The organism is Bradyrhizobium erythrophlei (genome assembly GCF_900129425.1).
Classification (GTDB): Bacteria; Pseudomonadota; Alphaproteobacteria; order Rhizobiales; family Xanthobacteraceae; genus Bradyrhizobium; species Bradyrhizobium erythrophlei_C.
Genome location: NZ_LT670817.1, coordinates 4,753,128 through 4,778,472 on the forward strand (window position 1 = coordinate 4,753,128; position 25,345 = coordinate 4,778,472).

Sequence of the window (25,345 nt, forward strand, 5' to 3'; positions counted from 1 at the left end):
GCCAGCTACCCGACCTTCCGTCTTTCGATGACCTGCCGGAAGTCTGTCGCCAACCCGCTATAGTAATCAGCAAGCACCTCGTAAAAAGCCCGCTCGCGCTCGTCAGGAGCCTGCCGAGCCGACTCTTCGCATTGAGCAGCTTTGATCTCGTACTTCTGCGCTTTGGTTTGAAGATCGGTCACCTACCGCCCTACTCCTCGCGACACGCACAACCTCAATGCGACCTTTGCATACCGCCCGTTCGAAAAGATGGCTGCGCTAGGGAAATTTTGCGGCGCGGGACTCAGCCGGCGCGGCCATCGTGGACGCCCTTGCGCCGCCCGGCGACCTCAGGGAACCGCCACCTTTGCCCGGTACTTCGTCACCGCATTGATAAACCCGTCGCGGGCGTCGGAATGGCCCTGCCCGCGCGGTTCCAGCACGTGGCGCAACAGAAACATTCCGGTGAGCCGAAAGCCGTCCTGCAGGTCCTGATCGGACCAGCCGTTCGAGCCGCCGCCGCTTGGGCGCAGGAACGCCGGCAGCCGCAACAGCCGGTCACGCCATGGGGCGCCGGCAGCCCGCGACACCGCGCCGCCGGATTTCGGCGACACATAAATCAGGTCGGAAGTCTCGCCTGACGCGGCGCAGTTTTCCAGATCGAGCCCGAAGCCGAGCTCGGCCAGCATGGCGAGCTCGAATTTCACCAGATGTACCGCGGCTTCGCCGATGTCGTCGAAATCATCGAGTGTGCGGTCCAGCATCTCGTAGATGTCTTCGTGCGGATCGCGCTCCGGCAACAGCCGCGCCAGCGAAGCCAGATGGGTGACGCCATAGACCGCGTGCGACGACGCCAGCACGGTGGCCGCGCGCAAGCGTAGGCCCTCGATCACATAATAGCCAAGATGTTCGTCGAGCCGCGCCCGCCACACCGCGCGCACGCTATTGCCGGGCTGCAGCACGGGGCGCATCCGCTTGCCCGCGCCGCCGCGCACCAGGCCGAGGTGGCGGCCATGGCCGCGGGTCAGCAGTTCGACGATGGCGCTGGATTCGCCATGCCGCCGCACTCCCAGCACGATGCCTTCGTCGGTCCATTCCATGGGGCGGAGTGTACAGGATTCCGTTGGTGCGCGCAGCCATCCCACAGCCGTCATTCCGGGGCGATGCCACGAGTCGGCGCGTAGCACGGCCCGATGCCAGGCCCCTCATCGAACGCGAAATCTCGAGATCCCGGGCCTGCGCCTGACGGCGCATCCCGGAATGACTGTGCAAATCGCTATCCGTTGAACCAGCCTTGCGCATCGCCGGTGAAGGAGAAATACAGCCCGGCGGCGGTCAGGGTGCATGACACGATCTCGATACCGCTGGCGAGGTCCAGGCCGCCGTCCCCGAGGATCTGCACCAGCGAGATGACGGAAAGTACCAACGCGGCGACCAGCGCCCAGCGCGGCCAGTTCTTGCGCCGCTGGGCGGCGAGCCAGACGAAGTAAACCAGAAGCAGGATCAGGCCGGCCGCCATCAGGGTTGCCACCGCGATCATCTGATCCGTCATGTCGTCGCTCGGCGTTCGATCCTGAAACGCGACCGACAGCGCGTCGAGCGCCAGCGACAGATACATCAGTACTTCAAACCACAGCACGTTCCTGGGTACGTTCATCGGACTGCCGGCTATTCCCTCGGGAATTCTAGTCCCATTTCACGGTAGCGGTTGGGATCGTCGCCCCAGTTTTCGCGCACCTTCACGAACAGAAACAGATGCACGGGGACACCCACGATCTCGGCGAGTTCCTTGCGCGAATCGGCGCCAATCGACTTGATGGTGGCGCCGCCCTTGCCGAGCACGATCTTGCGCTGGCTTTCGCGCTCGACGAAAATCGTCTGCTCGATGCGGATCGATTTGTCCTTGCGCTCGGTCCAGCTGTCGGTCTCAACGGTGGATTGATACGGCAGTTCCTGATGCAACTGGCGGAAGATCTTTTCCCGCGTGATCTCGGCCGCCAGATGCCGCATCGGCGCATCCGACATCTGGTCCTCGGGATAGTGAAACGGCCCAGGCGGCACCATCTCCGCCAGCGTGTGCCTGAGATCATCGACGCCATCGCCTGACAGCGCCGAAACCATGAACGTTTTGGCGAAACTCATGCGGTCGTTGGCGGCCCTGGTCAGCGCCAGCAGCTTTTCGCGCGGCACCAGATCGATCTTGTTCAGCACCAGAATCTTGTCGTGATGAACGCTCGCCACCTTGGTCAGGATCGCGTCGGCCTCCTCATCGAGGCCTTCGCGCGCGTCGAGCAGTACGCAAACCAGATCCGCGTCATGCGCCCCGCTCCAGGCCGTCGATACCATGGCGCGATCGAGCCTTCGTTTGGGCAGGAAGATTCCGGGTGTATCGACCAGAATGATTTGCGCGTTGTTGTCGATCACGATGCCGCGGATCAGGGCACGGGTGGTCTGCACCTTGCGCGAGACGATCGTGACCTTGGAGCCGACCAGCGCGTTGACCAGCGTGGACTTGCCGACATTGGGGGCGCCGATCAGCGCGACAAAGCCGCAGCGCGTCGCCACCGGTGGGGCCTCGCCGGGGGTGTTATCCGTCATTGTTGCTGCCGCCGACGCCTTCGCGCGCGATCATCACGGACGCCGCGACCTTTTCGGCGGCACGCTTGCTGCCGCCGAGGCCCTCGGCCGGCGCCAGCCCCGGCAAATCCACCGCGACGCGAAACTGCGGATCGTGATGCGGTCCGGTACGCTCGACCTCGCGATAGACCGGGGTCGGCAAACCCTTTCCCTGCGCCCACTCCTGCAGGACCGTCTTGGGATCGCGCAGCGGCCGCCGCGGCTTGTGCATCCGCTCGGTCCAGTTCCGCTGGACGAATTCCGCCGCCGCGCTGTAGCCGCCGTCGAGAAACACCGCGCCGATAACCGCCTCGCAGATGTCGCCGAGCACCGATTTGCGCAACCGGGCGCCTGCCCCGGCCCCGACCGCGCCAAGCTTGATGTCATCGAGCAGCCCCAGCGACTTCGCTACGTCGGCGCAGCTTTCCCTGCGCACCAGATCGGCAAGACGCTTCGACAGTTCGCCTTCGTCGGCGTTCGGGAAGGCGCGATACAGCATGTCGGACACGATCAGCCCGAGCACGTGATCGCCGAGAAATTCGAGCCGCTGGTAACTGTCGCCGCGCTTGCGCGTGGATTTCAGCGCGGACACATGGGTGAAGGCGGTGTCCAGCAATGTGGCATCGGCGAATTTGTGTCCGATGCGTGCCTCGATCGCCGCAGTAACCGCCTTGGCGCTGATCTTGCCGCGTTTTTTCTTCACCGCCACGGGCGCGCGGCCGGCGTCAGGCTGAGGGCTTGTTTCGCCTGATGACGATGGGGTCCGGATGTCAGCTGTTTCGTCGTTCATCGCACGATTTTGAATATGCGATTCCAGCGCACCGCGGTCGGCCAGCGCCAGAACATCCAGGCGTGTTCGCCCTCGGCAATGGAGAAGAAAATCATCTGGGCACGGCCGATGAGATTCTCGAACGGCACGTAGCCTACCGCCGACAGCACGCGGCTGTCGGTCGAGTTGTCGCGGTTGTCGCCCATCATGAAGAAATGACCCGGCGGCACGGTATAGACACTGGTATTGTCGTAGAAACCGTTGTCGACGCAATCCAGCGACTCATAGCTGACGCCGTTCGGCAGCGTCTCCTTCCAGCGTTTCACCCGCGCGGTGGCGTCGGACCCGCAGGGGTCCTCGCCGATGAAATCGCTCAGGCGCTCGCGCACCACCGGCTTGTCATTGATGTAGAGCAGCCCTTCCTTCATCTGGATGCGGTCGCCGGGCAGCCCGATCACGCGCTTGATGTAGTCGGTCGAGTCGTCCTTCGGCAGGCGGAACACCACGACGTCGCCTCGCGCCGGCTCGGAGCCGAAGATGCGGCCCGAAAACAGCGGCGGCGACAGCGGTATCGAATAGTGGCTGTAACCGTAGGAATATTTCGAGACGAACAGATAGTCGCCGACCAGAAGTGTCGCCTTCATCGATCCCGAGGGGATGTTGAAGGGCTGGAACAGGAAGGTTCGGATCACCAGCGCAATAAGCAGAGCGTGGATGACGACGCGGACGGTTTCGCCCAAGCCGGTTTCAGATTTAGTCCCGGATGTCACGCTCATTGCTTTCCCAATTCCCGGCGCGCTTCCCGCGCGGTAGCAGAGCATTTTCCTTACGCGAATCGCTATTCGCTTCGCGTCAAGGAAATGATCTCGATTCTGATGTTGAGAACGAATTCCGGCGTAAACCTGAATTGCTCTGGCTGAAAGTCACCGCGCGTTTTAGACGGTTGTTCAGGGGCGCGCAATCAACGGCCGCATCAAAACTTCCTAATACCTTGATAAAGCGTGGATTTTTAGTTTTGCGCGAGACCGCCGGCAGCGCCGTCCCAAGCCGTCATAGTCTGGCTGGACTGACCGCCGAAATTATGACGAAGGCCTGCGCCAGCGGCCAGTCATCGGTAATGCTGAGGTCGATCCGCGCCTCATACCCCTGAGGCGTCAGGGCCTCCAACCGCGCCAGGGCCCCGCCCGTCAATTTCATGGTCGGGCGGCCGCTCGGCAGGTTCACCACCCCCATATCCCGCCACCAGACGCCCTGCCGGATGCCGGTGCCGAGCGCTTTCGAACAGGCTTCCTTGGCGGCAAACCGCTTGGCGTAGGTTGCCACCACCATGTTCTCGTTTTTGGCGCGGCGGTCGGCCTTGGCGCGCTCGGCGTCCGTGAAAATGCGGTCCAGAAAGCGCTCACCATGGCGCTCGATGACTTTGGCGACGCGGCGAATATCGATCAGGTCGGAGCCGATACCGATGATCATGCTTTGCCCGCATGATGTGGACCCAGCAGATTCTTGCGTCCCCGATCCATCGCGGCCCGCATGGCGCGAACCGTCTCGCCGATGCCGACGAACAACGCTTCCCCGATCATGAAGTAGCCGATATTCAGCTCGGCGATCCCAGGCAGGCCTGCGATCTTCTCCGCGGTCGCGTAATCGAGGCCGTGGCCGGCATGGACCTCGAGGCCGGCCGAGCGCGCCAATGCGCTGCCGGCGACGATCCGCTGCCATTCCACCTCAGCCTTGTCCGCATGACCGTCAACCACGGCATCGCACCAGGCGCCAGTATGGATTTCGATCACCGGTGCGCCCAGCTTCGCGGCCATTTCGATCTGCCGCGGGTCAGCGGCGATGAACAGCGACACCCGCACGCCGCCGTCGTTCAATCTGGCGATGAACGGCTTGAGCGTATCGCGCTGCCCGATCACATCGAGACCGCCCTCGGTGGTGAGTTCTTGGCGGCGTTCGGGCACCAGGCACACCGCGTGCGGCCTGGTCGCCAGCGCAATGCCCAGCATGTCGGGCGTCGCCGCCATCTCGAAATTCAGCGGCTTTGAGATCTCCGCCTTCAGCCGCGCCATGTCGTCGTCCCGGATGTGACGGCGATCCTCGCGCAGATGCGCGGTGATGCCGTCGGCCCCGGCCTTGATCGCGGCCAGCGCCGCGCGCACCGGATCGGGATTGCGCCCGACCCTCGCATTGCGAAGCGTGGCGACGTGGTCGACATTGACTCCGAGACGCAGCGGAGGAGTTTCGGGCATGGCAAAGCTCACGCAACCCTTGAGAAAGCGGCCGGGTTACCCCGCCCGTCATGCGCGGGCTTGACCCGCGCATCCATCCTGTTCGTAAAGATGGATTGCCGGGTCAAGCCCGGCAATGACGAACTGTATCACCCATTGACGCGCTCGACCCGTGCCACCACGGCCTTGGCGCGCAACTGGGCGATAATAGCGCTGAGATGCTTCAGGTCATAGACCTCAAGATCGATGGTGAGTTCGGTGAAATCCGGCGACCGCCTGGACATGCTGATATTGTCGATATTGCCGTCGTGCTCGGCGATCACGGTGGCGACCTGGGCCAGGCTTCCGGGCTCGTTGACGTTGTCGACCAGGATTCGGGCCGGAAACCGCTGCGGCGTCGATTCGTCGACGTCCCAGCGCACGTCGAGCCAGCGCTCCGGCTCCTCCTCGAAATCCTTCAGCGCCGGCGACTGGATCGGATAGATCGTGATGCCCTCGCCCGGCGACACGATCCCGACGATGCGGTCGCCCGGCACCGCGCCGCCGTTCGGCGCGAACTTGACCGGCAGATCGGAATTGATGCCGCGGATCGGAATCGCGTTCGGGCTGCGCGCCGGGTCAGCCGGCGATTTCAGCTTCAGTTTGACCGCGAGGCTCTTTTTGGCGCCGAACCGCCCGATCCGCTCTTCCTTGTAATCGGGGTACATCGCGCGCGCGACGTCGGACGCCTTCATCTCGCCGCGCCCGACCGACGCCATCACGTCGTCGATCGAGGCGCGCGCCAGCCGCGGCAGCGCGCCCTTCAGCTTGTCGTCGGCATATTCGATCTTGGCGCGCACGAACAGCCGCTCGACGATGCGGCGGCCGAGGCCGGCATATTGATCGCGCACGGCGGTGCGTGTCGCGCGCCGGATCGCCGCCCGTGCCTTTCCGGTCACCGCCAGCGATTCCCACGCCGAGGGTGGCGCGGCCTGCGCTTCAGAGGTCAAAACCTCCACCTCGTCGCCGTTCTGCAGTTCCGACGACAGCGGCGCGAACTTGCCGTTGATCTTGCAGCCGACCGCGCTGTTGCCGACGTCGGTGTGCACCGCATAGGCGAAGTCGATCACATTGGCCTGACGCGGCAGCGCGATCAGCTTGCCCTTCGGGGTAAAGCAGAACACCTGATCGTGAAACAGTTCCAGCTTGGTGTGTTCGAGGAACTCTTCCGGGTTGGCGCTTTCCGACAGGATCCCGATGGTGTGGCGCAGCCAGGCAAAGGCATTGGATTCGCGCTTCAGGAGCTCGGTCGGCGAGCCCACGCCATCCTTGTAGAACGCGTGCGCGGCGATGCCCAATTCCGCGATCTGGTCCATTTCCCTGGTGCGGATCTGCAACTCGACGCGCTGATTGCCGGGACCGATCACGGTGGTGTGTATCGAACGGTAGTCGTTCTGCTTCGGCGTCGAAATGTAGTCCTTGAACCGGCCGGGCACCACCGGCCAGGTGGTGTGCACGACGCCGAGCGCACGGTAGCAGGCTTCGACGTCGCTCATCACGACGCGGAAACCAAAGATATCGGACAATTGCTCGAACCCGACCGACTTGCGCTCCATCTTGGTCCAGATCGAAAACGGCTGCTTGCGCCGGCCGAAGACATCCGCAGCCACGCCGTTCTTCTGAAGATTTTTCGAGAGCTGGCTCTCGATTTCGCCGATCAGGTTGCGGTTGCGGTCCGCCAGCGAATCCAGCCGCTGCATGACCACCGCATAGGCTTCCGGGTCGAGGGTGCGGAACGATAAATCTTCGAGTTCCTCCCGCATCTCCTGCATACCCATGCGGCCGGCCAGCGGGGCATAGATGTCGAGCGTCTCCTCGGCTATCCGCCGGCGCGACGTCGGCGGCACGAACTCCAGCGTGCGCATGTTGTGCAGGCGGTCGGCGAGCTTGATCAGGAGTACGCGGACGTCGTCGGCGATCGCCAACAGCAGCTTGCGCAGGTTCTCGGCCTGCTTGGCCTCGCGCGACACCAGTTCCAGCCGCTTCAGCTTGGTGAGACCCTCCACCAGCGCGCCGATCTCGTGCCCGAAGGTCTGGTCGATTTCGGCGCGGGTCGCCTCGGTGTCCTCGATGGTGTCGTGCAGCAATGCTGCGACGATGGTGGCGTCGTCGAGCTTGAGGTCCGTGAGGATCGCGGCGACCTCGAGCGGATGCGAAAAATAGGGATCGCCGGATGCCCGGGTCTGGGTCCCGTGCGCCTTCATGGCGTAAACATAGGCGCGGTTCAGCAGGTCTTCGTCGGTGTCCGGATTATAGGACCTGACGCGTTCGACGAGATCGTATTGCCGCATCATCCGCGGACGCGGCGACTTGACCGGCTTGGCCGCCGCGGACGCTGGGCCAGCCGCCACGGCGACCGATTCAGTCGCCGCCTGCATCTGTCCGGGGTTGCGGCGCCAATACGCCATCGGATCACTGCCTTCGTGTGAGGGCCTCGAATACGGCCCGCTTCCCGGGCGAAGCTGCGCCCTTCCGGTCGCGGAAACGCTCGATTTCGGGCATCGCAGGCGCAGTGTAACGCGAAACCGGCGGCCCTCCGATCAAATCGGAGACAGCCCTCGTCGAATTCATCCGCGCCCGAGATGGACACATGGTAACCACGAAAACGGCAACAAAAGCAAAGGCCCGGACACAATGTCCGGGCCTTGGTTAAAAATTCGAGGGGTTTGGGACGACCCGCGCCGCAATGCGGGAGGCTTACTCGTCCTCTTCGGGCTGCTCTTCCGGAGGCGCGAGGCCCTCGAGGCCCTTCAGCAGCTCTTCCTCGGTCATGCGCTCGACGGCGACCTCGGTATCGTCGGCATCGACGCTGGCGCCGGCCGACCCGATCAGCGGCACCGTATCGGGTTCCGGCTCGTCCACTTCGACAAATTTCTGAAGTGAATGAACCAGTTCTTCACGCAAATCTTCGGGAGAAATGGTCGAATCCGCGATTTCGCGCAGCGACACAACCGGGTTTTTGTCGTTATCGCGATCGATGGTGAGCTGTGAGCCCGACGAGATCATGCGGGCGCGGTGCGCCGCCAACAGGACCAGATCGAACCGGTTGTCGACCTTATCAATGCAATCTTCTACGGTGACGCGCGCCATGGACTGTCGCTCCGTTAAATGGGACCGAATATGATGATATGCGCGGTAGTTATAGGTGTGGGGGGCTTTTCGCAAGACCAATTTGTAATTTGGCCCCCGCAATGCGTCCCGCTAACCCACCCTGAGGCTACAGCCGCAGCGCCGAGAGACACGTTTGGACACACGGCAGGTGTCCGCTGCGACAACAAATCGCTCCAATACCTGTCAAAAGTGTAGGACTTTTCGCCCTTGCCACACCATATTTGCGGTGATGTTGTTGGGGTTAGATTCTTGGGCAGCAAATCTCTGAAATGCGCGGTCGGTTGCCGCTGCGCCAATAACGTTAACAACAACGCGAGAAAGTTTTATGTCCCCTGCTTCCAACAAGATCGCACTCTTTATTGATGGCGCCAACCTCTACGCCACCGCCAAGACGCTTGGCTTCGACATCGACTACAAGCGCCTGCTCAAGGAATTCCAGAGCCGCGGGACCCTGGTGCGCGCGTTCTACTACACTGCGATCATTGAGGATCAGGAATATTCGTCGATCCGCCCGTTGATCGACTGGCTCGATTACAACGGCTACACCGTCGTCACCAAGGCGACCAAGGAATTCATCGACGCCAGCGGCCGCCGCAAGGTCAAGGGCAACATGGATATCGAACTCGCGGTCGACGCGATGGAACTTGCCGAGCACGTCGATCAGATCGTGCTGTTTTCCGGAGACGGCGATTTCCGCTCGCTGGTCGAGGCGGTGCAGCGCCGCGGCGTCCGGGTCACCGTGATCTCGACGATCTCGAGCCAGCCGCCGATGATCGCCGACGAGCTGCGGCGGCAGGCCGACGTCTTCACCGATCTGGTGGAACTGCAATCCAAGCTCGGTCGCGATCCGTCCGAGCGCCCGGCTCCGCGCGAGCCGCGTCATCACGCGCCGCAATTCCTGCAGCGCGCGACCACGATGGCGCCGAGGGCCGATGACGACGATTTCGACGATTGAAAGTGACCCGGCGCCCGGCCAGCCACTGCTCGCCGGCGCCGCCGCCCTCCGCACCGAACCTGACCGTAACTGCCCGCTCTGTCCGAGGCTCGCCGGCTTTCGCGAGGCGGCGCGTGTGCGCGAGCCGGAATGGTTCAATTCGCCGGTGCCGTCGTTCGGCGATTCCGACGGCCGGTTGCTGATCGTCGGCCTTGCGCCTGGCTTGCAGGGCGCCAACCGTACCGGACGCCCCTTCACCGGCGATTTCGCCGGCGACCTGCTCTACGCGACGCTGCTTGAATACGGCTTTGCCAAAGGCAAATACGAAGCGCGGCCCGACGACGGGTTGAGGCTGGTGGATTGCCGGATCGGCAACGCGGTGCGTTGCGTACCGCCTCAGAACAAGCCGCTACCGGCGGAAATCCATACCTGCCGGCCGTTTCTGTCGGCGACGATCGCGACCATGCCAAGGCTGCGCGCGATCGTGGCGCTCGGCCGGGTGGCGCATGAATCGACGCTGAAGGCCTTGGGCATTCGCGCGGCCGCGGCGCCCTTTACGCATGGCGCGGTGCATCAGGCTGGCGCGCTAAACCTTTACGACAGCTATCATTGCTCGCGTTACAACACCAATACGCGGGTGCTGACGCCGGAGATGTTTCGCAGCGTGTTCGCCAGGGTAAGAGCGGATTTGGGCATTTGAGCCCAAAACCAGCGGCGCAGGCTGCCTGAGCGGCGGCTGCAATTGGGGAAAGGCCGCTACTAGCGATTCTCGTCTGCAATTGCCGGCGTGCAGACGACTAGACCGGATTTTCCTTCAGCCATGCCAGTACGTCGCCGGCGTTTCGATCCGGCGGAAACACTGGATAGAAGACGTGGCTGATGCGCCCGTCATCGACGATCAGCGCCAGCCGCTTGATCAGGGTCAGGTCCGCCACCTCCATGGTCGGCAGATCGAGCGCGCGGGTCAGCACCAGCTTCTCGTCGGACAGCACCGGGAACGGCAAATGCAGCCTTGAGGCCATCTCGGTCTGATAGGCGTTGCTCTGCGTCGACAGGCCGAACACGTGCCCGGCACCGGCGGCTTTCAATTCGGCGAACAGGTCGCGGAACGCGCAGGTTTGCGGCGTGCAGCCGCGCGCCCCCGGGATCATGTCCCAGTCGTCGACCAGGCTGATCTTGCCGGGCTCGCCGGTTCTGGGATAGGCGAACACCACCGTGCGCCCGGACAGCGCCGACAGCGTCACCGAGCTGTCGTCGGTGGCGACCAGGCTGATCGGCGGAACCGCCATTCCCACGAGATGCGCCGCCGCACCGTCGTCTGATGGCGCCGGGATCTTGCTCCAGTCGACTTCAAGCAGATTTTTCTGGTTCATCGCACAATTCTCCAGCGGTCGTCATTGCAGTTGTTGAGGTCCCAAAAGCTGGATGCTTCGCGGAGCCTGTCATCGGGCGCGCATTCGCGCGACCCGTTGGCTCGCAATGACGGATCAAGATGAGGGTGGCCATTCTATCCTCGTGCCCGCAGCAGGCGGCCCTTCTCCCTGCCCCAGTCGCGTTTTTTCTCGCTCTCGCGCTTGTCATGCAGTTTCTTGCCCTTCGCCACCGCCAGCAAGAGCTTGGCGCGGCCGCGCTCGTTGAAATAAAGTTTTAGCGGAATCAGGGTCATGCCGTCGCGGTCGACCGCGCCCATCAGCTTGTTGATCTGCTTTCTGTGCAGCAACAGCTTGCGCGGCCGTTTCGGCTCGTGATTGAAACGGTTGGCCTGCAGGTATTCCGGAATATTGGCGTTGATCAGCCAGATCTCGCCGTCCTTGGTATCCGCGTAGGATTCCGCAATGGTGGTCTTGCCGTTGCGGATCGACTTGACCTCGGTGCCGGTCAGCGCGATTCCTGCTTCCAGCGTGTCCTCGATCGCATAGTTGAACCGGGCCTTGCGATTTTCGGCGACGACCTTGATCGCGCGCTCGTTCTTTTCGGCCATGATAAATTCGTCCCAGGCAATTGCTCAGCGATAGCACTCAGTCGGCGCGCACGCACGTCAAGACCTTTTGAGCAGATCGCGGATCTCGGTCAGCAGTTCTTCCTGCCGGGTCGGTTTCGGCGGCGCTGCCGCTTCATCCCCGCGCTTCAGCTTGTTGATGAACCTGATAACCACGAACAGCACGAAGGCGATGATAAGGAAGTTGATAGTCAGGGTGAGGAAATTGCCCCAGGCCAGCGCCGCGCCCTGCTTTTTCGCGTCTGCAAGATTGCCGGCAGTGACCGCTTTCGACAGCGGCGTGAAGTAGTTGGAGAAGTCCAGGCCACCGGTAATGGCGCCGATGATCGGCATGATGATATCGCCGACCAGCGAGGTCACGATCGCGCCGAACGCGGCACCGATGACGACGGCGACCGCGAGGTCGACGACGTTGCCCTTCATGGCGAATTCACGGAACTCCTTCAGCATCCGCAAACCCTTCTCTTCGACGGCGCCCACCGGATTATTCATCGCTTGGGGAGGCCTAGTTGATCAGGCCGGCATGCACCATGGCATTGCGCACCGCGACGCGCGTGGGCTCCGATACTGGCACCATAGGCAGGCGCAGCGTCTCATCCATCTTGCCGAGCAGCGACAGCGCATATTTCACCGGCGACGGATTGGACTCGATGAAGAGGTTGGTGTGCAGCGGCATCAGCTTGTCGTGCAGCTTGAGCGCGGTGGCGAGGTCGCCCTTCTGCCAGGCGAGGTGAAATTCCGAGCATAGCCGCGGCGCGACGTTGGAGGTCACGGAAATGCAGCCGTGACCGCCATGGGCCATGTATCCGAGCACGGTGGCATCCTCGCCCGACAGCTGGTTGAAATCCTCGCCCAGCCTGGCGCGCTGCTGCGAAACCCGCACCATGCTCGCGGTCGCATCCTTGACGCCGGCGATGTTCTTCAATTCGAACAGCCGCGCCATGGTATCCACGCTCATGTCGATCACCGAGCGCGGCGGGATATTGTAGATGATGATCGGGATTCCGATCGCATCATTGATCGCCTTGAAGTGCTGGTACATGCCCTCCTGGGTCGGCTTGTTGTAGTACGGCGTCACCACCAGCACTGCGCTGGCGCCGGCTTGCTCGGCATGCTCGGCAAGCTCGATCGCCTCCCTGGTCGAATTGGAGCCGGCGCCGGCGATGACGGGAACGCGGCCTCTGGCCTCGTCGATGCACCATTCGACGATGCGCTTGTGCTCGTCGTGGTTCACGGTCGGGCTTTCGCCGGTCGTGCCGACCGGCACCAGGCCGTGGGTGCCCTCGGCGATTTGCCAGCTCACCAGCGCCCGGAAGGCCGCCTCATCGAGCGAGCCGTTCTTGAACGGCGTGACCAACGCGGTGAATGAGCCACGGAAATTCGTCTTGGCTGCCATGGACTTCCTCCGAACGCGCGGTTTGCGGCTTTGACTTTGCTGAAAGGCACCAATTCATACCGGGTCCGGCGGCCAGGCGAAAGGCCTGGTCCTACACCAGCCGGCCGCGATTTTGCCGCGGTAATGGCGCAGACATCGGCTGTTCAGACATATTTGGTATTTTGACCACATATTCAATCAAATAGACCGAGGCCTTGAGCGATTGAATGATTCGCCGCGAAGGAACGCAGTGACCCCATCCACCCGCGCAACCGCATTGCGATCGACGGCCCTGGCGACCAGCCTGGCGCTGGCGCTCGGATTATCGGCCATCGCGGCCGAAGCCTGGGCCAAGGCGAAAGTTCCACTGCCAAAGCCGCGGCCGATCGCGCGCAACGTCGTGCCCAAGACTTCTCCTAATCCTAAAAATACCGCCAGCGCCGCCGCAAAAGATACCGCGCCCGCCCCCGCGGCGGCCGCGATCGCGCCCGCGACCCGCCAGCATGCGACGCTGCCACCTCCGCCCGCACGCAAGCCGCCGCCGCCGGCCGCCGTGGCCGCCACCTCGTCGACATCGCAGGCCGATACCGATGCGCTGGAAAATGTCATCGAGCTGGTACGCGCCCACAAGCCCACCGATGCGACCCAGGCTGAAGCGGCAATATCCGATCCGGTAGCAAAGAAGCTGGCGGAATGGATCATCCTGCGCAGCGACGACAATGGCGCGACGGTCGAGCGCTATCGCGCCTTCCTTGCGGCCAATCCGAGCTGGCCTTCGCAGAGCTTTCTGCGCCGGCGGCTGGAAGCGGCGCTGTGGGACGACCGTCGCGACGACGCGACGGTATGGTCCTGGTTCGAAAACGAATCGCCATTGTCGGCCAAAGGCCGATTCGCGCTGGCGCGCGTCATGATCGCGCGCGGCGACCGTGCCAATGCGGAGCGCCTGGTGCGCGAAGCGTGGCGAAACGATGCCATGTCCGAGGATACCGAGAGCGCAGCGCTCGATCAGTTCGGCGCACTGCTGACGCCGGGCGATCAAAAGGCGCGAATGGATTCGCTGCTCTATGGCAGCGAACACCAAGCGGCGCTGCGCGCTGCCAAGCGGCTCGGCGCCAATGAGGTCGCGCTGGCGAAAGCGCGCATCGCGGCCTACCACAAGGCCCCTAACACCAGGGCGCTGCTCGACGCTGTTCCGCGCGAACTGCATAACGATCCCGGCTACATCTTCAGCAAGATCCAGTTGCTGCGGCGCGAAGAGAAATTCACCGAGGCCGTGCAACTCATGCTCGCCGCGCCGAAGGACCCGGGCCGCCTGTACAATGTCGACGAGTGGTGGATCGAGCGCCGATTGCTGTCGCGCAAGATGATCGACGCCGGCGAGTACCGCACCGCCTATCTGATTGCGCGCGACGCGGCACTTCCGACGCGCGACATCTACAAAACCGAGCAGGAATTCACCGCCGGCTGGATCGCGCTGCGCTTCCTGACCGACCCGGCGACGGCCGCGCAGCATTTTGCGCGCATCGGCGTCGGCAGCGTCAACCCGACCGCGCTGGCGCGTGCCGGCTATTGGCAGGGCCGCGCCGCGGAAGCGGCGGGCCGCTCCCAGCAGGCCCGGGCCGCCTACACCGCGGCCGCGGAACAATCGACCAGTTACTACGGGCAATTGGCGCGCGCGAAACTCGGGCTGCCGCAGATCGAGTTGAACGGCGCGCCTGCTGCTCGCGGACGCGGAATCGAACGGCTCGAGGTCGTCCGCGCCGTACAACTGCTCTATGCGCTGGGCGAACGCGACATCGCCATCCCGATTTTCGCCGACATGGGCGAAAACGGCGATCCCGATGCGCTCGTGGGGCTTGGCGAACTGGCTTCCCGCAATGGCGACGCGCGCGGCATGCTGCTGCTCGGCAAGGCCGCGCTCAATCGCGGGCTGCCGTTCGATTTCTACGCCTATCCCGTGACCGGAATCCCGCCGTTCAAATCGATCGGGCCTGATGTCGAGCAAAGCATCGTGTTCGCCATCGCCCGGCAGGAAAGCGCCTTCAACCCCAACGACGTTTCGCCGGCGAATGCCTACGGGCTGATGCAGGTGACGCCGGATGCCGGCCGCTATGTCTGCAAAAGATACGGCGCCAGCTTCAACCTTGCCCGGATGAAGACCGACCCGGTCTACAACGCTGCCCTCGGCGCCGCCGAACTCGGCGGCCTGATCGAGGACTACCGCGGCTCCTACATCATGACGTTCGCGGCCTACAATGCCGGCCGCGGCAGCGTCAAGAAATGGGTCGAGCGTTACGGCGATCCGCGCGATCCCAAGGTCGACGCGGTGGACTGGGTCGAACTGATACCATTCTCCGAGACCCGCAATTATGTGCAGCGGATCATGGAGAATTTGCAGATCTATCGGGCGCGATTCGGCGGCGGAACGCGGCTGCAGATCGAGGCCGATTTGCACCGCGGCAGCGTCGAATAGGGCTTTGTATCGCAACGGGCCGCTCGCGGCGCCTTCGCCGCAGATCGAAACAATCGTGCTCCATCCGCCGTTGCAAAAAAAATCCCCCTCCCGATAGACGATCAGGCGTCTACCGAAAGGGGGACCTGCGTTACGTCGAACTTATTTGTGGTACATCGCGGGCTTCGGCGCCGCCTCGTCGGGTCCCCAGAGGCGATAGCTGAGTGTCGCGAACACCGTCAGACCCTGCGGAACCAGGGAAAAGTCCTCGCCGGTCGCCGCGACAGCGGCGGGGTTCGAAGCCTTTGCGTACACTTCCTGTGTTGCCCACACCGACAAGTTCGCGGGTCCGAAGTTGTAGCCTACGAGACCGCCGACCGCCCAGACATTGAACCTTTGGGCGTTCAACAGGGTACCGGTGGGATAGACGCAGGTGGCCGAACACGAATCGTTGGAAACCTGGCCGAAGTAGTAAGCGACAGGTCCAAACGTCCACTTGCCGATCGTTTTGGTGGCGGTAAGGTCGACATGGAGAAGGTCACCCGATGTGTACTGAGAGACGGTGTTCCTCGTATTCAATTCCGCATAGATGGCGGCGCTCAGGTTCCAGCCGTCTTTCAGATACGACACGATGAATTCGGGCTGGAATGTCCAGTACGGGGATCCAACGCTCCCGGTGCCAGTAAAACCAGTCACGGTTCCATCCGGCGTATAGATGCCGAGGCCGGTTTTGATGGCAAATCCGCTGTCTGCAAGCTTCCAGCTCAACTCAACCGGGACGATGTAGGTGTTGTGCACGCCGGATTGTTGCACGTTGATTGGGGCGCCGAAACTATCCATCACGAACGGCTGCACAACGACGGCGTCGTAAGTGGCGCCGAGGAATGTCCAGCCGGGAACGAACAGGAAGCCCTGCACGTCGACCGCCCCCTGCACGCCGGTTCTGGTGTTTCCATTAAGGGCAGTCGTGACGCCCGGCCCGGTCAAATTGGCCTGGTAGGTGAACACCTGGTTGAACATATAGATGCCCGGCGGGGGAACTCCGGCGCTCGCGCCGATCAGTACGCCTGGTTGGCTTTGCGCCGCTACCAACGCCTCCTTGGCGTATCCTTGCGAGCAAGAAAGCCCGACCAGGCCCGCAGCGATAAGCAGAGCTTTACTGTTCAATTTCATATGTCCCCCGTGTTGTTCTTATGACACCCCTGCCCACCCTCAGCCATCCGAGGGGGGCGGGCCGTTAAACCCCGACCGGTGTTATTTCAAGATGCCCCTTTGTCGCACACGCAGATTTGTCCCTCCTTGAACAAAGGCCAAGTGAAATCCTGCGATGCACCTCTTGGCGTCATCTTTTCCCCCAATGTGTGGCAGTCCGAGCACACTTCCCGGGCGGCGGCTCGTTCAGTTCAAAACCCATGCATCCATCTGATTTTACGTAATATTTTTCCCTGTAAGCATAAATTCCTGGCCTTTGGAAATGCGACCGATCTGGCGAGGGATCGGGAATAAAGGCGCAGGCAGATCGCGCGCTATACGCACTTCGAATCATTGCTGCGCGGCGTGAAGCGGGCTCTCGATAAGCAAAAAGGCGATCTCAAAAATATGATTGGTCGCCAAACTTGCGTCCGATGAAATTGGCTTTTGTCTTCCGCATGAACGTCAGTACCTCAGAACGGTCGCTCTCGCGGCGCCGTACTAACCCGGCGCGCGATCGTTGCGCGCCCGAGCAGGACGGACGATCCGTTGTTGCAAGGGGCCGCCTGCCGACGTAGGTAGCCAAGTGATAATTCGTACCGTCCACCGCGGCGGCAGAATCGGAGGGGATATGCACTTTTCAGCGAAGCTTGCCGGGTTGGCGACATTGATCGCCATCTCCAGTCCGGTTCTGGCCGACCATCAAAGCGATCTTGAGCAGTGCAAATTTATTGGAGAAATCAGCAAGGCCGACCTGAGCATCGCGGCATGCGACCGCGCGCTCAACGATCCCAAAACGACCGGAACAGGCCGCGCAGCCGCATTCAGCAACCGCTGCGGATGGTGGTGGGCCAAAAAAGATCCGGATCGCGCATTGTCGGATTGTAACGAAGCCATCCGGCTCGATCCCGCTTATCCCGCAGCCTACATCAATCGTGGCAACGCCTACTTGAACAAAGCCGACCCCGAGCGCGCCTTCGCTGATTTCAACGAGGCGGTCCGGCTCGATCCCAAAAACGCCTGGGCCTATAGCGGGCGGGGCAACCTGTACAAAAACAAGGGTGACCTCAACCACGCCCTGGCCGACTTTAGCGAGTCGATCCGGCTCGATCCCAATTATGCCATGGCCTATTTCTTCCGCGGCGACCTGTACAAGCGCAAGGGCGACTTCGACCATGCCTTGGCTGATCTCAACGAGTCGATCCGGCTCGACCCCAACAACACCATGGCCTACTTCACCCGGGGCAGCGTGTCCTACATCACGGGCAACAATCCCGGCGCCCTGGAAGACTTTACCAAATCGATCCGGCTCGACCCCGAAAATGCCGCGGCCTACTTCAACCGGGGCGTCGCATACTTTCTCATCGGAGGCCGTATCGCGGACGCGGAGGCTGATTTCAGGAAGGCAAGCGAGCTCAACCCAAAGGACGCCTATACGGCGCTCTGGCTCGATCTCACCGAGCGTCGCAATAGCGTCCCGAGCCATTTGGCGCAGGCTGCAAAACAACTGGACCTCGCCGGATGGCCCGCGCCGGTTATCCGCGAATTCCTCGGCGAACTCAGCGTCGATCAGACACTCGCTGCGGCCTCCGACAACGATCCGAAGACCAGGCTGGGGCAAACCTGCGAGGCCAATTTTTACAGCGGAGAATTTGCGTTGCTGAAAAAAGAGAGGCAGGAAGCGTTGCGCCTGCTTCGGGTCGCGGCCGGCGATTGCCCGCGCGGCTTCATCGAATCGACAGCCGCAATAGCGGAGCTCTTAGTCAAGCACTAGGGATTGTATTTACGTCGGGGCTCCGATGGATGAAATGGCCCGCGGGTCGCAACGCATTCCCTGCCAATGCGCTGTCGTTGCGGCCAACATCAGATGACATCGGGGGTCCGCTCGGGCGGCGCGGTAAAACCGATGCGGCAAACGCGCAGCTGACATGGACCGGGGTACCCTGCCCTTTACCACGGCCGGCCGTTTCCGGTTTGCGAGGCGATCAAGTAGCCTGTCGCGGACACGGCGCCGCCCGGCATTGAGGAATAAATGAGTTCCGCTGAAAAGACCTTTCAAGAAGCGTTCGGCGCATTCAATCTCCAGAAAAACGGGGACGCCGAGCGGCTATTCCGAAAATTCCTGAAAATTCATCCGAGCCATGTGGGCGCGCTGAACCTCTTGACCGTCGTGCTTTTGAGAATGGAGCGCTTCGCGGAAGCGGAAGCGTTCATCGCAAGAGCCGTGAAGCTCAATCAGGGCTCGGACGTTTCATTTTATAATTATGGTATAATCCTCAAAGCCCTGCACAGACCGCAGCGGGCATTGGAGCAGTTCAGCCATGCTCTTCGCCTGAATTCAAACGCGCCGGAAACCTGGAATAATCGCGGGACCATCTACAACGATCTGGAGCAGTATGAAAAAGCGGTAGCGGACTTTGACGAGGCCATTCTACTGAGTCCGAATTATGCCGATGCCTTCGCCAACAAGGGAAAATCCCTGGTCGAACTCAAGCGCTACGACGATGCCCTTGCGGCCTATGACAGGGCGATATCGCTCAAGCCCGATCTGGCGGAGGCGTGGCTCGGTCGCGGCAACCTTTTCGTCAACCTCAAGCGTTACGACGAAGCCTTTGCGGCGTACGACAAGGCGATATCGCTCAAGCCCGGTCTGGCAGAGGTCTGGTTCAGCCGCGGCGATGCCTTGGTCGACCTCAGGCGTTACGAAGAAGCCTTGGCGGCGTATGACAGGTCATTATCGCTCAAGCCCGATTTAACCGAGGTCTGGCTTGGTCGCGGCAACGCCTTTGTCGGCCTCAAGCGCTACGACGAAGCCATTGCCGCTTACGACAAGGCGATATCGCTCGGGCTCGGTCTGGCGGAGGCATGGCTTGGCCGCGGCAATGTCTCCTTCGATCTCAAGCGCTATGATGAAGCCCGTATTGCGTATGACAAGGCCCTATCGTTCAAGCCCGATCTGGCGGAGCCCTGGCTTGGCCACGGCAATGTCTTCGTCCACCTCCGGCGTCACGACGAGGCCATCGCCGCTTATGACAAGGCCCTATCGCTCACGCCTCATCTGGCAGGGGCCTGGCTCGGTCGCGGCAATGTCTTTCTTGACCTCAAGCGCCACGATGAAGCCTTTGCTGCTTTTGACAAGGCGCTATCGCTCAAACCCGATCTGGCGGAAGCTTGGCTCGGCCGCGGCTATAGCCTTCTCGACCTCAAGCTCCACGACGAAGCCTTCGCCGCCTTTGACGAGGCGCTATCGCTGAGGCCCGATCTGGCGGAGGCATGGCTCGGTCGCGGCAATGTCTTCGCCGACCTCAAGCGCCATGGCGAGGCCTTTGCGGCATTCGACAGGGCGCTGTCGCTGAAGCCTGACCTGGCGGACGCATGGCTCAGTCGCGGCAATGCCTTGGCCGACCTCAAGCACCACGACGAAGCCTTTGCCGCCTATGACAAGGCACTTTCGTTCAAGCCCGATCTGGCAGAGGCATGGCTCGGTCGCGGCAATGTCTTCTTCGATTATAAGCGCTTCGGCGAGGCCTATGCGGCTTTCGACAAGGCCTTGTCGCTCAAGCCCGATCTGGTTGCCGTCGAAGGCGCGCGTCTCTATTCCAGAATGCTGCTTTGCGATTGGAGCCATTTCGAAGCGGAACGGGATCACCTCATTCAATCGGTCCGGGACGGCAAGGCAAATACCAACCCATTTGCATTTTTCGGGATCGGTTCATCCGTCGAAGATCAATTCAAGTGCGCGCAATCGTGGGCTCGAAAACTATACCCGCCTGCCGACAAATCGCTCTGGCGCGGAGAACCCTATAAAAGCAGCAAAATTCGCATCGGCTACGTATCGTCTGACTTTCGTCAACATGCCGTAGCGTATCTTGTCGCCGGCGTTTTCGAATGCCATGACAGATCGCAATTCGAGGTCCTGGGAATATCGATCGGACCCAACGATAATTCGGAAATCCGTCGACGCCTGGAGGGGTCCTTCGACACCTTCATCGATGCCGCAGCACTTGGTGCCGACGAACTGGCAAAACGAATAACAGAGGAAAAGATCGATGTTTTGATCGATCTGAACGGCTTTACCCAGAATGGCCGTACCGAGATATTTGCCCGCCGTCCCGCGCCGATTCAGGTGAACTATCTCGGCTTTCCCGGGACGATGGGCGCCAGCTATATGGATTACATTGTCTGCGATCCCGTGCTTGTTCCGGCGTCACATCAAGATAGTTACATGGAGAAGATCGTCTATCTTCCCGACAGCTATTTGCCGCACGATGCCGCGAGCCGCCTGGTCTCAGACCAGATTTTTGAACGTACTGAATTTGGACTGCCTGAAAATGGCTTCGTTTTCTGCTGCTTCAACAACGCCTACAAGCTGAACCCGCATCGCTTTCGGACGTGGATGAGACTTTTGAAGGCCGTTGACGGCAGCGTTTTGTGGCTCTCTGAAAATAATGCCACAGTTGTAAGTAACTTGCGCAGGGAAGCCGGCGTTGCGGGCGTCGATCCCGACCGATTGGTCTTCGCCGGCCGTCTCCCGTCAGCCGCAGCTCATTTGGCGCGCCATCGTTTGGCGGATCTGTTTCTGGATACGCTGCCGTACAATGCCCACACCACGGCGAGTGACGCGTTGTGGGCCGGCCTGCCCGTGCTGACCCAAATCGGCGAGACGTTTGCGGGCCGAGTGGCCGCCAGTCTGTTGACCGCTGTCGGCTTGCCCGAACTGATCGTCCAGACGCCGGAACACTATGAAAGCATGGCCATCGAACTCGCAACCAGGCCGGAGCTGATGGCCGCGATCAAGGATAAGCTCGCGCAAAACCGCCTGACAAAGCCGTTGTTCGACACAAAACGATACACCCGGCATATCGAAAGCGCCTACCTGACGATGTATCGGCGCTGTCAGGACGGGCTTTCTCCCGACCATATCCATGTGACCGATCAGGGGCTTTCTTGAGGGCCGGCGACCCCGATCGTGCCGAAACACTCCGGTGTGTGAAAGTTCGGAAGCACCGATTGCCTCTTCTATCGAAGCCCCGAGTGGCCACTGATCGGGGAAAGCTGCTGAGGCGACGCCACGAACCCCCAGCGGCCGCTACCGCCTCGACGGGTGCGCCTGGAGGACCGCGCCGGCACAAAGAAAAACCCCCGGCAGTTTCCTGCCGGGGGTTCTTGAGAGTCGTCAGACGATCGGGATCAGAAGTTGCGCTGAACGCGAACGTTGAGGGACGCGGTGTCCTGGTCCTTGAACTCGTAGGGACCGGTCGGAAGCGGCGAAGTCGCGCCCGGCGAAGCAGTGACTGCACCCGCCATCTTCTGATCCAGGTGGAACCACATGGCTTCCACCGAGAACGTCAGGTTGGTGACGGGCGTCCAGCGGGTGACGACGCCGAGCTGCGAGACATTGAAGTCCGGATTGCAGCTGAAGTCGCCACTGAAAGAACGGCCAAAGAGAGCAGCACCGTTCGGAGACGTTCCTGCAAGGGCAGAGCAGAAATTTGCCTTCGCATCGCCGTTATACCGGACAGCCGAATAGCTGCCGAACAGACTGGACGACCAGTAGGGGTTCCAGTTGTGGTTGAACGCACCGCGAACACCAAAGGCCGTCGTGAGGTCGATCTGACCACCGGGGGCGAAGACGCCGTCACTGACGAAGCCAAAACCCGCGCTGCCAACAGCGCCAGGGCGGCTGGTGCCACTGAACATCAGGAATTGCGGCGAGGTTGAGCTCGTGGAGATCACGTTCTTCGTGTCACCCTTTGCCCAGCTTGCGTCCAACTTGATGTCGTCGCCCGGACCGGTCGGGATGTTCTTGATCTGCAACGCAGCCATCACCGATCCACCATACTTGGTATCCGGGTGACCGCTGTTCAGCGACGCCGAGGTCGGCAGAGCAGCCGAGGTCAACGTGTTGTACGAAGCGTCCACTTCATGGACCGCACCCGACAACTGGAACAGACCCCAGGCCTGATCGATCCGGATGTTGCCAACGATATCAGGCATATGCACGCCGGCATAGGCGTTCGGCAAAGTTCCAGTGATAGCAGCCGAGCTGGACGTGTTGGTGCCAAGTGCGGTTGCAGTCGATGCAGTCGAATTGAACGTGGCCAGGTAGCCGATCACGGTACGGTTGAACACGGTCGGGTCATCGAGGCCGATGGTGCCCGACACGCCGTTGCCGAACTGGGCGGTGTACTGGATGTTGTTCACGCCGGTGACGGAGTCATTGCCGCCGAGCAGGAACGAGGTGTTGTTGCCCGGATAACCATTCCACGGCGACGCATAGGCCGAGGAAGACTTACCGAAGGTGAACCCGGCGAACTGCAGGAACACGTACTCGACCGCAACGTTGCCTTGGCCGGGGGTGTCAAGCAGCTGAGGGTTGTTGCCGAGGTTGGTAGCCAGGCTGTTCGGGTTGAAGGTGTTGTTACCGAGCGTCTGGAACTGGAAGTCGGCCTGAGCGAAGGTGCGGACGACGCCGTATTCAGTGGCGGTACGCGTATCGGTCGTGAATGCCATACGCGAACGTGACGCGTAGTAATCGGCGTAGCGGTTCCCCTGGCCGATATCGCCCGACCACGCCGGCGCATCGTAGATGCCGCCGTTGAATGTGGTATCAACGCGCAGATAACCACCCAGCTTGATGCAGGTGTCGGTGCCCGGAATGTAGAAGAAACCGGCACCATACAGGGAGCAGATCCTCACGTACTCGACCGCTTTGGCCTTGACGGGAAGATCAGCTGCCTGTGCCCCGCTCATGGCGATAAGACCCGCCGCTGAGCCGAGGAAAAGGCTCTTAACCATCTTCATGTTAACCTCCAAGTTGCGCTGTAGGGAAGGTTCCGGATCCGCTGGGTGAAAAACACCCCTAGGTTGGTTCCCTTAATCCCTTGAAACCCGCTTAGCCGCTTCGCGCCTTCGGACACTCCCGCATGAACGCGAGGGACTTAAGCGAACCACCTATAACGGGACGACCTCGGGATGCCCCCCTCCGTCGCAACATCACAATTACCGAAGGGCCCTGCACACGCAACAAAGGAACCACTCGGAACGGTGCAACCCGGGCCGTTTTTGGAAGGGTGTTGCACAAATAACACGCGACCGTGAACGAGCTTTTCCCGCAAACCTTTGTTCCACAACGCTATTTCCGAATAGTTCCATTTGCCATCCGGATCGCTGTGCCGGGAATAATTGGGTCGGATTTCCGCTTCTCGCACTCCGGCCAACACCGAATCGTGCGGCCAAAGCCACTCCTCCGCCGCAAATGGTCCCTGAGGACGTTCAGCGAACTGCGCTGCGGCTTCGGCCGCGATATCGGCCGCTCGCTTATTGCCGCTGCGCAAGCACGATCGACAGACGCGCCGAGGTTGCGACGGATCGCAGCTCGGCAAGCGGCATCCGCTCCGCAAGCGACGCGATTAACCATATTTTTCGGGCAGAAAAAGCGATTTCGATTTGCATCGGGAACACCCGATGCGGATGCGTCGCGCTGACATCGATCAAATCTTGTCCGGCGACGTTTTTGCAACCGTCGGGCAAAAGATTCGGCGAATGGGAAAAAATGCCGGAGGCCGCTTTGCCAAATCCGCGCCGCATTTGCGACGCGCGCGCAACAATCCGTGGCCGCGACGCGCCACCTTCAGGTGTAGGGATTGGTTTGAGAGCCTTGGTGGGGCCAGAGAGGCCGTTAATCGTCCGGAATTCGGCAGCCCGAAATCTGCCGCTTGCGGGCTGCCCCGGCGTCGGGCATATCGACCCTACCGGAGATGTGGCCGAGTGGCTGAAGGCGGCGGTTTGCTAAACCGTTATAGGGTTGTAAAGCCCTATCGAGGGTTCGAATCCCTCCGTCTCCGCCAATGCATGACGCTAACTATCTGATAATAGACGTAATTTTAGTTAGCGCTGTTTTCTGCCGCCTTCGAGCACGGCGGCAAGTTTGCGCACGATCTTCAAGCTTTCGTGGAACGCGCCCTTTTCAATCTGGCTCAGGTAACTTCAGCTCTACGAAGTGCACCGGTGGCGGTGAAGCCGAGCGTACGGCGACGCGGCGTGAAGTCGAACTGTCATCCGCCTCTTCCTCGTCATCGTCGCCGCAGGTGAAACCTTCGGTCTCTTCGAACCGATTGCCGTCACGCTGCTTGAGGTCCAGCAACTGCACGGAGTTGATGTAGAGGTTGATGCCGCCGCCGAAGCCCGTGTACGGGTTCACCGTGACGTCGAGCTTGATGGTCGAGCCACCGCCAATGATGACCTTCGCGGGCACCTTGCGGTTCTTGGCGTCGAACACGGGCGGGGGATACTTCTCACCAGACGTTGCTTCCAGGGTAAGCTCGCCGGTTTTCTTATCCTTCTTCCACGGCAGCTTGCCGCCTTCCAGATTGAAGTTCTTCAGACACTGCTTCAGGAAGTCGTCGACCTTGCGGCGGTCTTCATCGTTGTACTTGACGCGAGTGATGAAGCGCCGCTTCGCGGCTCCGCTCGGCCTGCCCTTCTTGTCAGTCGGCTGATATGCGTCGACCTGATCGAGCTTGGGCCATACAGCGATTCCCGCAGGAAGGATAATCGTAACTTTCTCAGCCATAGGTAGTTAGTACTTTCCCAGCCATAGGTAGATAGTCGGCCTTTCTCTCTTTTGGATGTTGTTGAGTGAGCGGCAGT

Annotated in this window: 23 protein-coding genes and 1 tRNA gene; 6 read left to right on the top strand and 18 right to left on the bottom strand. The window is 61.4% G+C overall.

Annotation, left to right across the window (positions count from 1 at the left end):
- Positions 1–5: 5 nt before the first annotated feature.
- The 10 genes from B5527_RS44345 to rpoZ form a co-directional block, all read right to left on the bottom strand.
- The gene (locus B5527_RS44345) at positions 6–182 is read right to left on the bottom strand and encodes a hypothetical protein (RefSeq protein ID WP_154072449.1); all 177 of its coding nucleotides are present in this window, start codon (positions 180–182) and stop codon (positions 6–8) included.
- A gap of 147 nt (positions 183–329) precedes the next feature.
- On the bottom strand, positions 330–1,079 hold the full coding sequence (gene recO / locus B5527_RS22705; protein WP_079603529.1) for a DNA repair protein RecO: 750 nt from the start codon (positions 1,077–1,079) through the stop codon (positions 330–332).
- A gap of 176 nt (positions 1,080–1,255) precedes the next feature.
- A complete protein-coding gene (locus B5527_RS22710; RefSeq protein WP_079603530.1) occupies positions 1,256–1,636 on the bottom strand; it encodes a hypothetical protein in 381 nt (126 codons plus the stop codon).
- Between the two features lie 11 nt (positions 1,637–1,647).
- Positions 1,648–2,577 (bottom strand): GTPase Era, encoded by a 930-nt coding sequence (gene era / locus B5527_RS22715; RefSeq protein ID WP_079603531.1) that lies wholly within the window; start codon positions 2,575–2,577, stop codon positions 1,648–1,650.
- Entirely contained in the window at positions 2,567–3,385 is an 819-nt protein-coding gene (rnc, locus tag B5527_RS22720) for a ribonuclease III (protein ID WP_079603532.1), read from the bottom strand. Before rnc ends, era begins: the two co-directional genes overlap by 11 nt.
- Positions 3,382–4,140, bottom strand: a complete 759-nt coding sequence (gene lepB / locus B5527_RS22725; RefSeq protein ID WP_079603533.1) for a signal peptidase I — start codon at positions 4,138–4,140, stop codon at positions 3,382–3,384. The genes rnc and lepB overlap by 4 nt, the downstream gene beginning before the upstream one ends.
- A 274-nt stretch (positions 4,141–4,414) precedes the next feature.
- On the bottom strand, positions 4,415–4,834 hold the full coding sequence (acpS, locus tag B5527_RS22730; protein WP_079603534.1) for a holo-ACP synthase: 420 nt from the start codon (positions 4,832–4,834) through the stop codon (positions 4,415–4,417).
- Positions 4,831–5,613, bottom strand: a complete 783-nt coding sequence (locus tag B5527_RS22735; RefSeq protein ID WP_079603535.1) for a pyridoxine 5'-phosphate synthase — start codon at positions 5,611–5,613, stop codon at positions 4,831–4,833. Before B5527_RS22735 ends, acpS begins: the two co-directional genes overlap by 4 nt.
- Positions 5,614–5,741: 128 nt before the next feature.
- Positions 5,742–8,039 (bottom strand): RelA/SpoT family protein, encoded by a 2,298-nt coding sequence (locus B5527_RS22740; protein ID WP_079603536.1) that lies wholly within the window; start codon positions 8,037–8,039, stop codon positions 5,742–5,744.
- Between the two features lie 289 nt (positions 8,040–8,328).
- Positions 8,329–8,721 carry a DNA-directed RNA polymerase subunit omega gene (gene rpoZ / locus B5527_RS22745; protein ID WP_079603537.1) on the bottom strand — a complete coding sequence of 131 codons (393 nt, stop codon included), beginning with the start codon at positions 8,719–8,721 and terminating at the stop codon, positions 8,329–8,331.
- Positions 8,722–9,067: 346 nt separating this feature from the next.
- On the opposite strand from rpoZ, the gene B5527_RS22750 reads away from it, so the two are divergent.
- Together B5527_RS22750 and B5527_RS22755 are read left to right on the top strand one after the other, a co-directional pair.
- Positions 9,068–9,697 carry an NYN domain-containing protein gene (locus B5527_RS22750; protein ID WP_079603538.1) on the top strand — a complete coding sequence of 210 codons (630 nt, stop codon included), beginning with the start codon at positions 9,068–9,070 and terminating at the stop codon, positions 9,695–9,697.
- Positions 9,675–10,376 carry a uracil-DNA glycosylase gene (locus B5527_RS22755; protein ID WP_079603539.1) on the top strand — a complete coding sequence of 234 codons (702 nt, stop codon included), beginning with the start codon at positions 9,675–9,677 and terminating at the stop codon, positions 10,374–10,376. The genes B5527_RS22750 and B5527_RS22755 overlap by 23 nt, the downstream gene beginning before the upstream one ends.
- Positions 10,377–10,473: 97 nt before the next feature.
- Here B5527_RS22755 and B5527_RS22760 read toward each other — a convergent pair whose 3' ends face one another.
- From B5527_RS22760 to dapA, 4 genes are all read right to left on the bottom strand, one after another.
- On the bottom strand, positions 10,474–11,049 hold the full coding sequence (locus B5527_RS22760; RefSeq protein WP_079603540.1) for a peroxiredoxin: 576 nt from the start codon (positions 11,047–11,049) through the stop codon (positions 10,474–10,476).
- A 134-nt stretch (positions 11,050–11,183) separates the two neighbouring features.
- A complete protein-coding gene (gene smpB / locus B5527_RS22765) occupies positions 11,184–11,657 on the bottom strand; it encodes an SsrA-binding protein SmpB (protein ID WP_079603541.1) in 474 nt (157 codons plus the stop codon).
- Between the two features lie 57 nt (positions 11,658–11,714).
- Positions 11,715–12,125: a large conductance mechanosensitive channel protein MscL gene (mscL, locus tag B5527_RS22770; protein ID WP_079607437.1), complete on the bottom strand. Its 411-nt coding sequence runs from the start codon at positions 12,123–12,125 to the stop codon at positions 11,715–11,717.
- A gap of 55 nt (positions 12,126–12,180) precedes the next feature.
- Positions 12,181–13,071 carry a 4-hydroxy-tetrahydrodipicolinate synthase gene (gene dapA, locus B5527_RS22775; RefSeq protein WP_079603542.1) on the bottom strand — a complete coding sequence of 297 codons (891 nt, stop codon included), beginning with the start codon at positions 13,069–13,071 and terminating at the stop codon, positions 12,181–12,183.
- A gap of 229 nt (positions 13,072–13,300) precedes the next feature.
- Here dapA and B5527_RS22780 point away from each other — a divergent pair, with 229 nt between their 5' ends.
- Positions 13,301–15,523, top strand: coding sequence for a lytic transglycosylase domain-containing protein (locus B5527_RS22780; RefSeq protein WP_154072450.1), 2,223 nt, complete (start codon positions 13,301–13,303; stop codon positions 15,521–15,523).
- A gap of 141 nt (positions 15,524–15,664) precedes the next feature.
- Here B5527_RS22780 and B5527_RS22785 read toward each other — a convergent pair whose 3' ends face one another.
- The gene (locus B5527_RS22785; protein WP_172842630.1) at positions 15,665–16,669 is read right to left on the bottom strand and encodes a SphA family protein; all 1,005 of its coding nucleotides are present in this window, start codon (positions 16,667–16,669) and stop codon (positions 15,665–15,667) included.
- A 655-nt stretch (positions 16,670–17,324) separates the two neighbouring features.
- Here B5527_RS22785 and B5527_RS22790 point away from each other — a divergent pair.
- Together B5527_RS22790 and B5527_RS22795 are read left to right on the top strand one after the other, a co-directional pair.
- Positions 17,325–18,467, top strand: coding sequence for a tetratricopeptide repeat protein (locus tag B5527_RS22790; RefSeq protein WP_079603545.1), 1,143 nt, complete (start codon positions 17,325–17,327; stop codon positions 18,465–18,467).
- A 258-nt stretch (positions 18,468–18,725) separates the two neighbouring features.
- On the top strand, positions 18,726–21,644 hold the full coding sequence (locus B5527_RS22795; protein WP_079603546.1) for a tetratricopeptide repeat protein: 2,919 nt from the start codon (positions 18,726–18,728) through the stop codon (positions 21,642–21,644).
- A 239-nt stretch (positions 21,645–21,883) separates the two neighbouring features.
- Here B5527_RS22795 and B5527_RS22800 read toward each other — a convergent pair whose 3' ends face one another.
- The gene (locus B5527_RS22800) at positions 21,884–23,497 is read right to left on the bottom strand and encodes a porin (RefSeq protein ID WP_079603547.1); all 1,614 of its coding nucleotides are present in this window, start codon (positions 23,495–23,497) and stop codon (positions 21,884–21,886) included.
- A gap of 516 nt (positions 23,498–24,013) precedes the next feature.
- A complete protein-coding gene (locus B5527_RS22805) occupies positions 24,014–24,190 on the bottom strand; it encodes a hypothetical protein (RefSeq protein WP_154072451.1) in 177 nt (58 codons plus the stop codon).
- Between the two features lie 259 nt (positions 24,191–24,449).
- On the opposite strand from B5527_RS22805, the gene B5527_RS22810 reads away from it, so the two are divergent.
- Positions 24,450–24,543 (top strand) — tRNA-Ser (locus tag B5527_RS22810).
- A gap of 119 nt (positions 24,544–24,662) precedes the next feature.
- Here B5527_RS22810 and B5527_RS22815 read toward each other — a convergent pair.
- Entirely contained in the window at positions 24,663–25,268 is a 606-nt protein-coding gene (locus B5527_RS22815) for a hypothetical protein (RefSeq protein ID WP_079603549.1), read from the bottom strand.
- Positions 25,269–25,345: the final 77 nt, after the last annotated feature.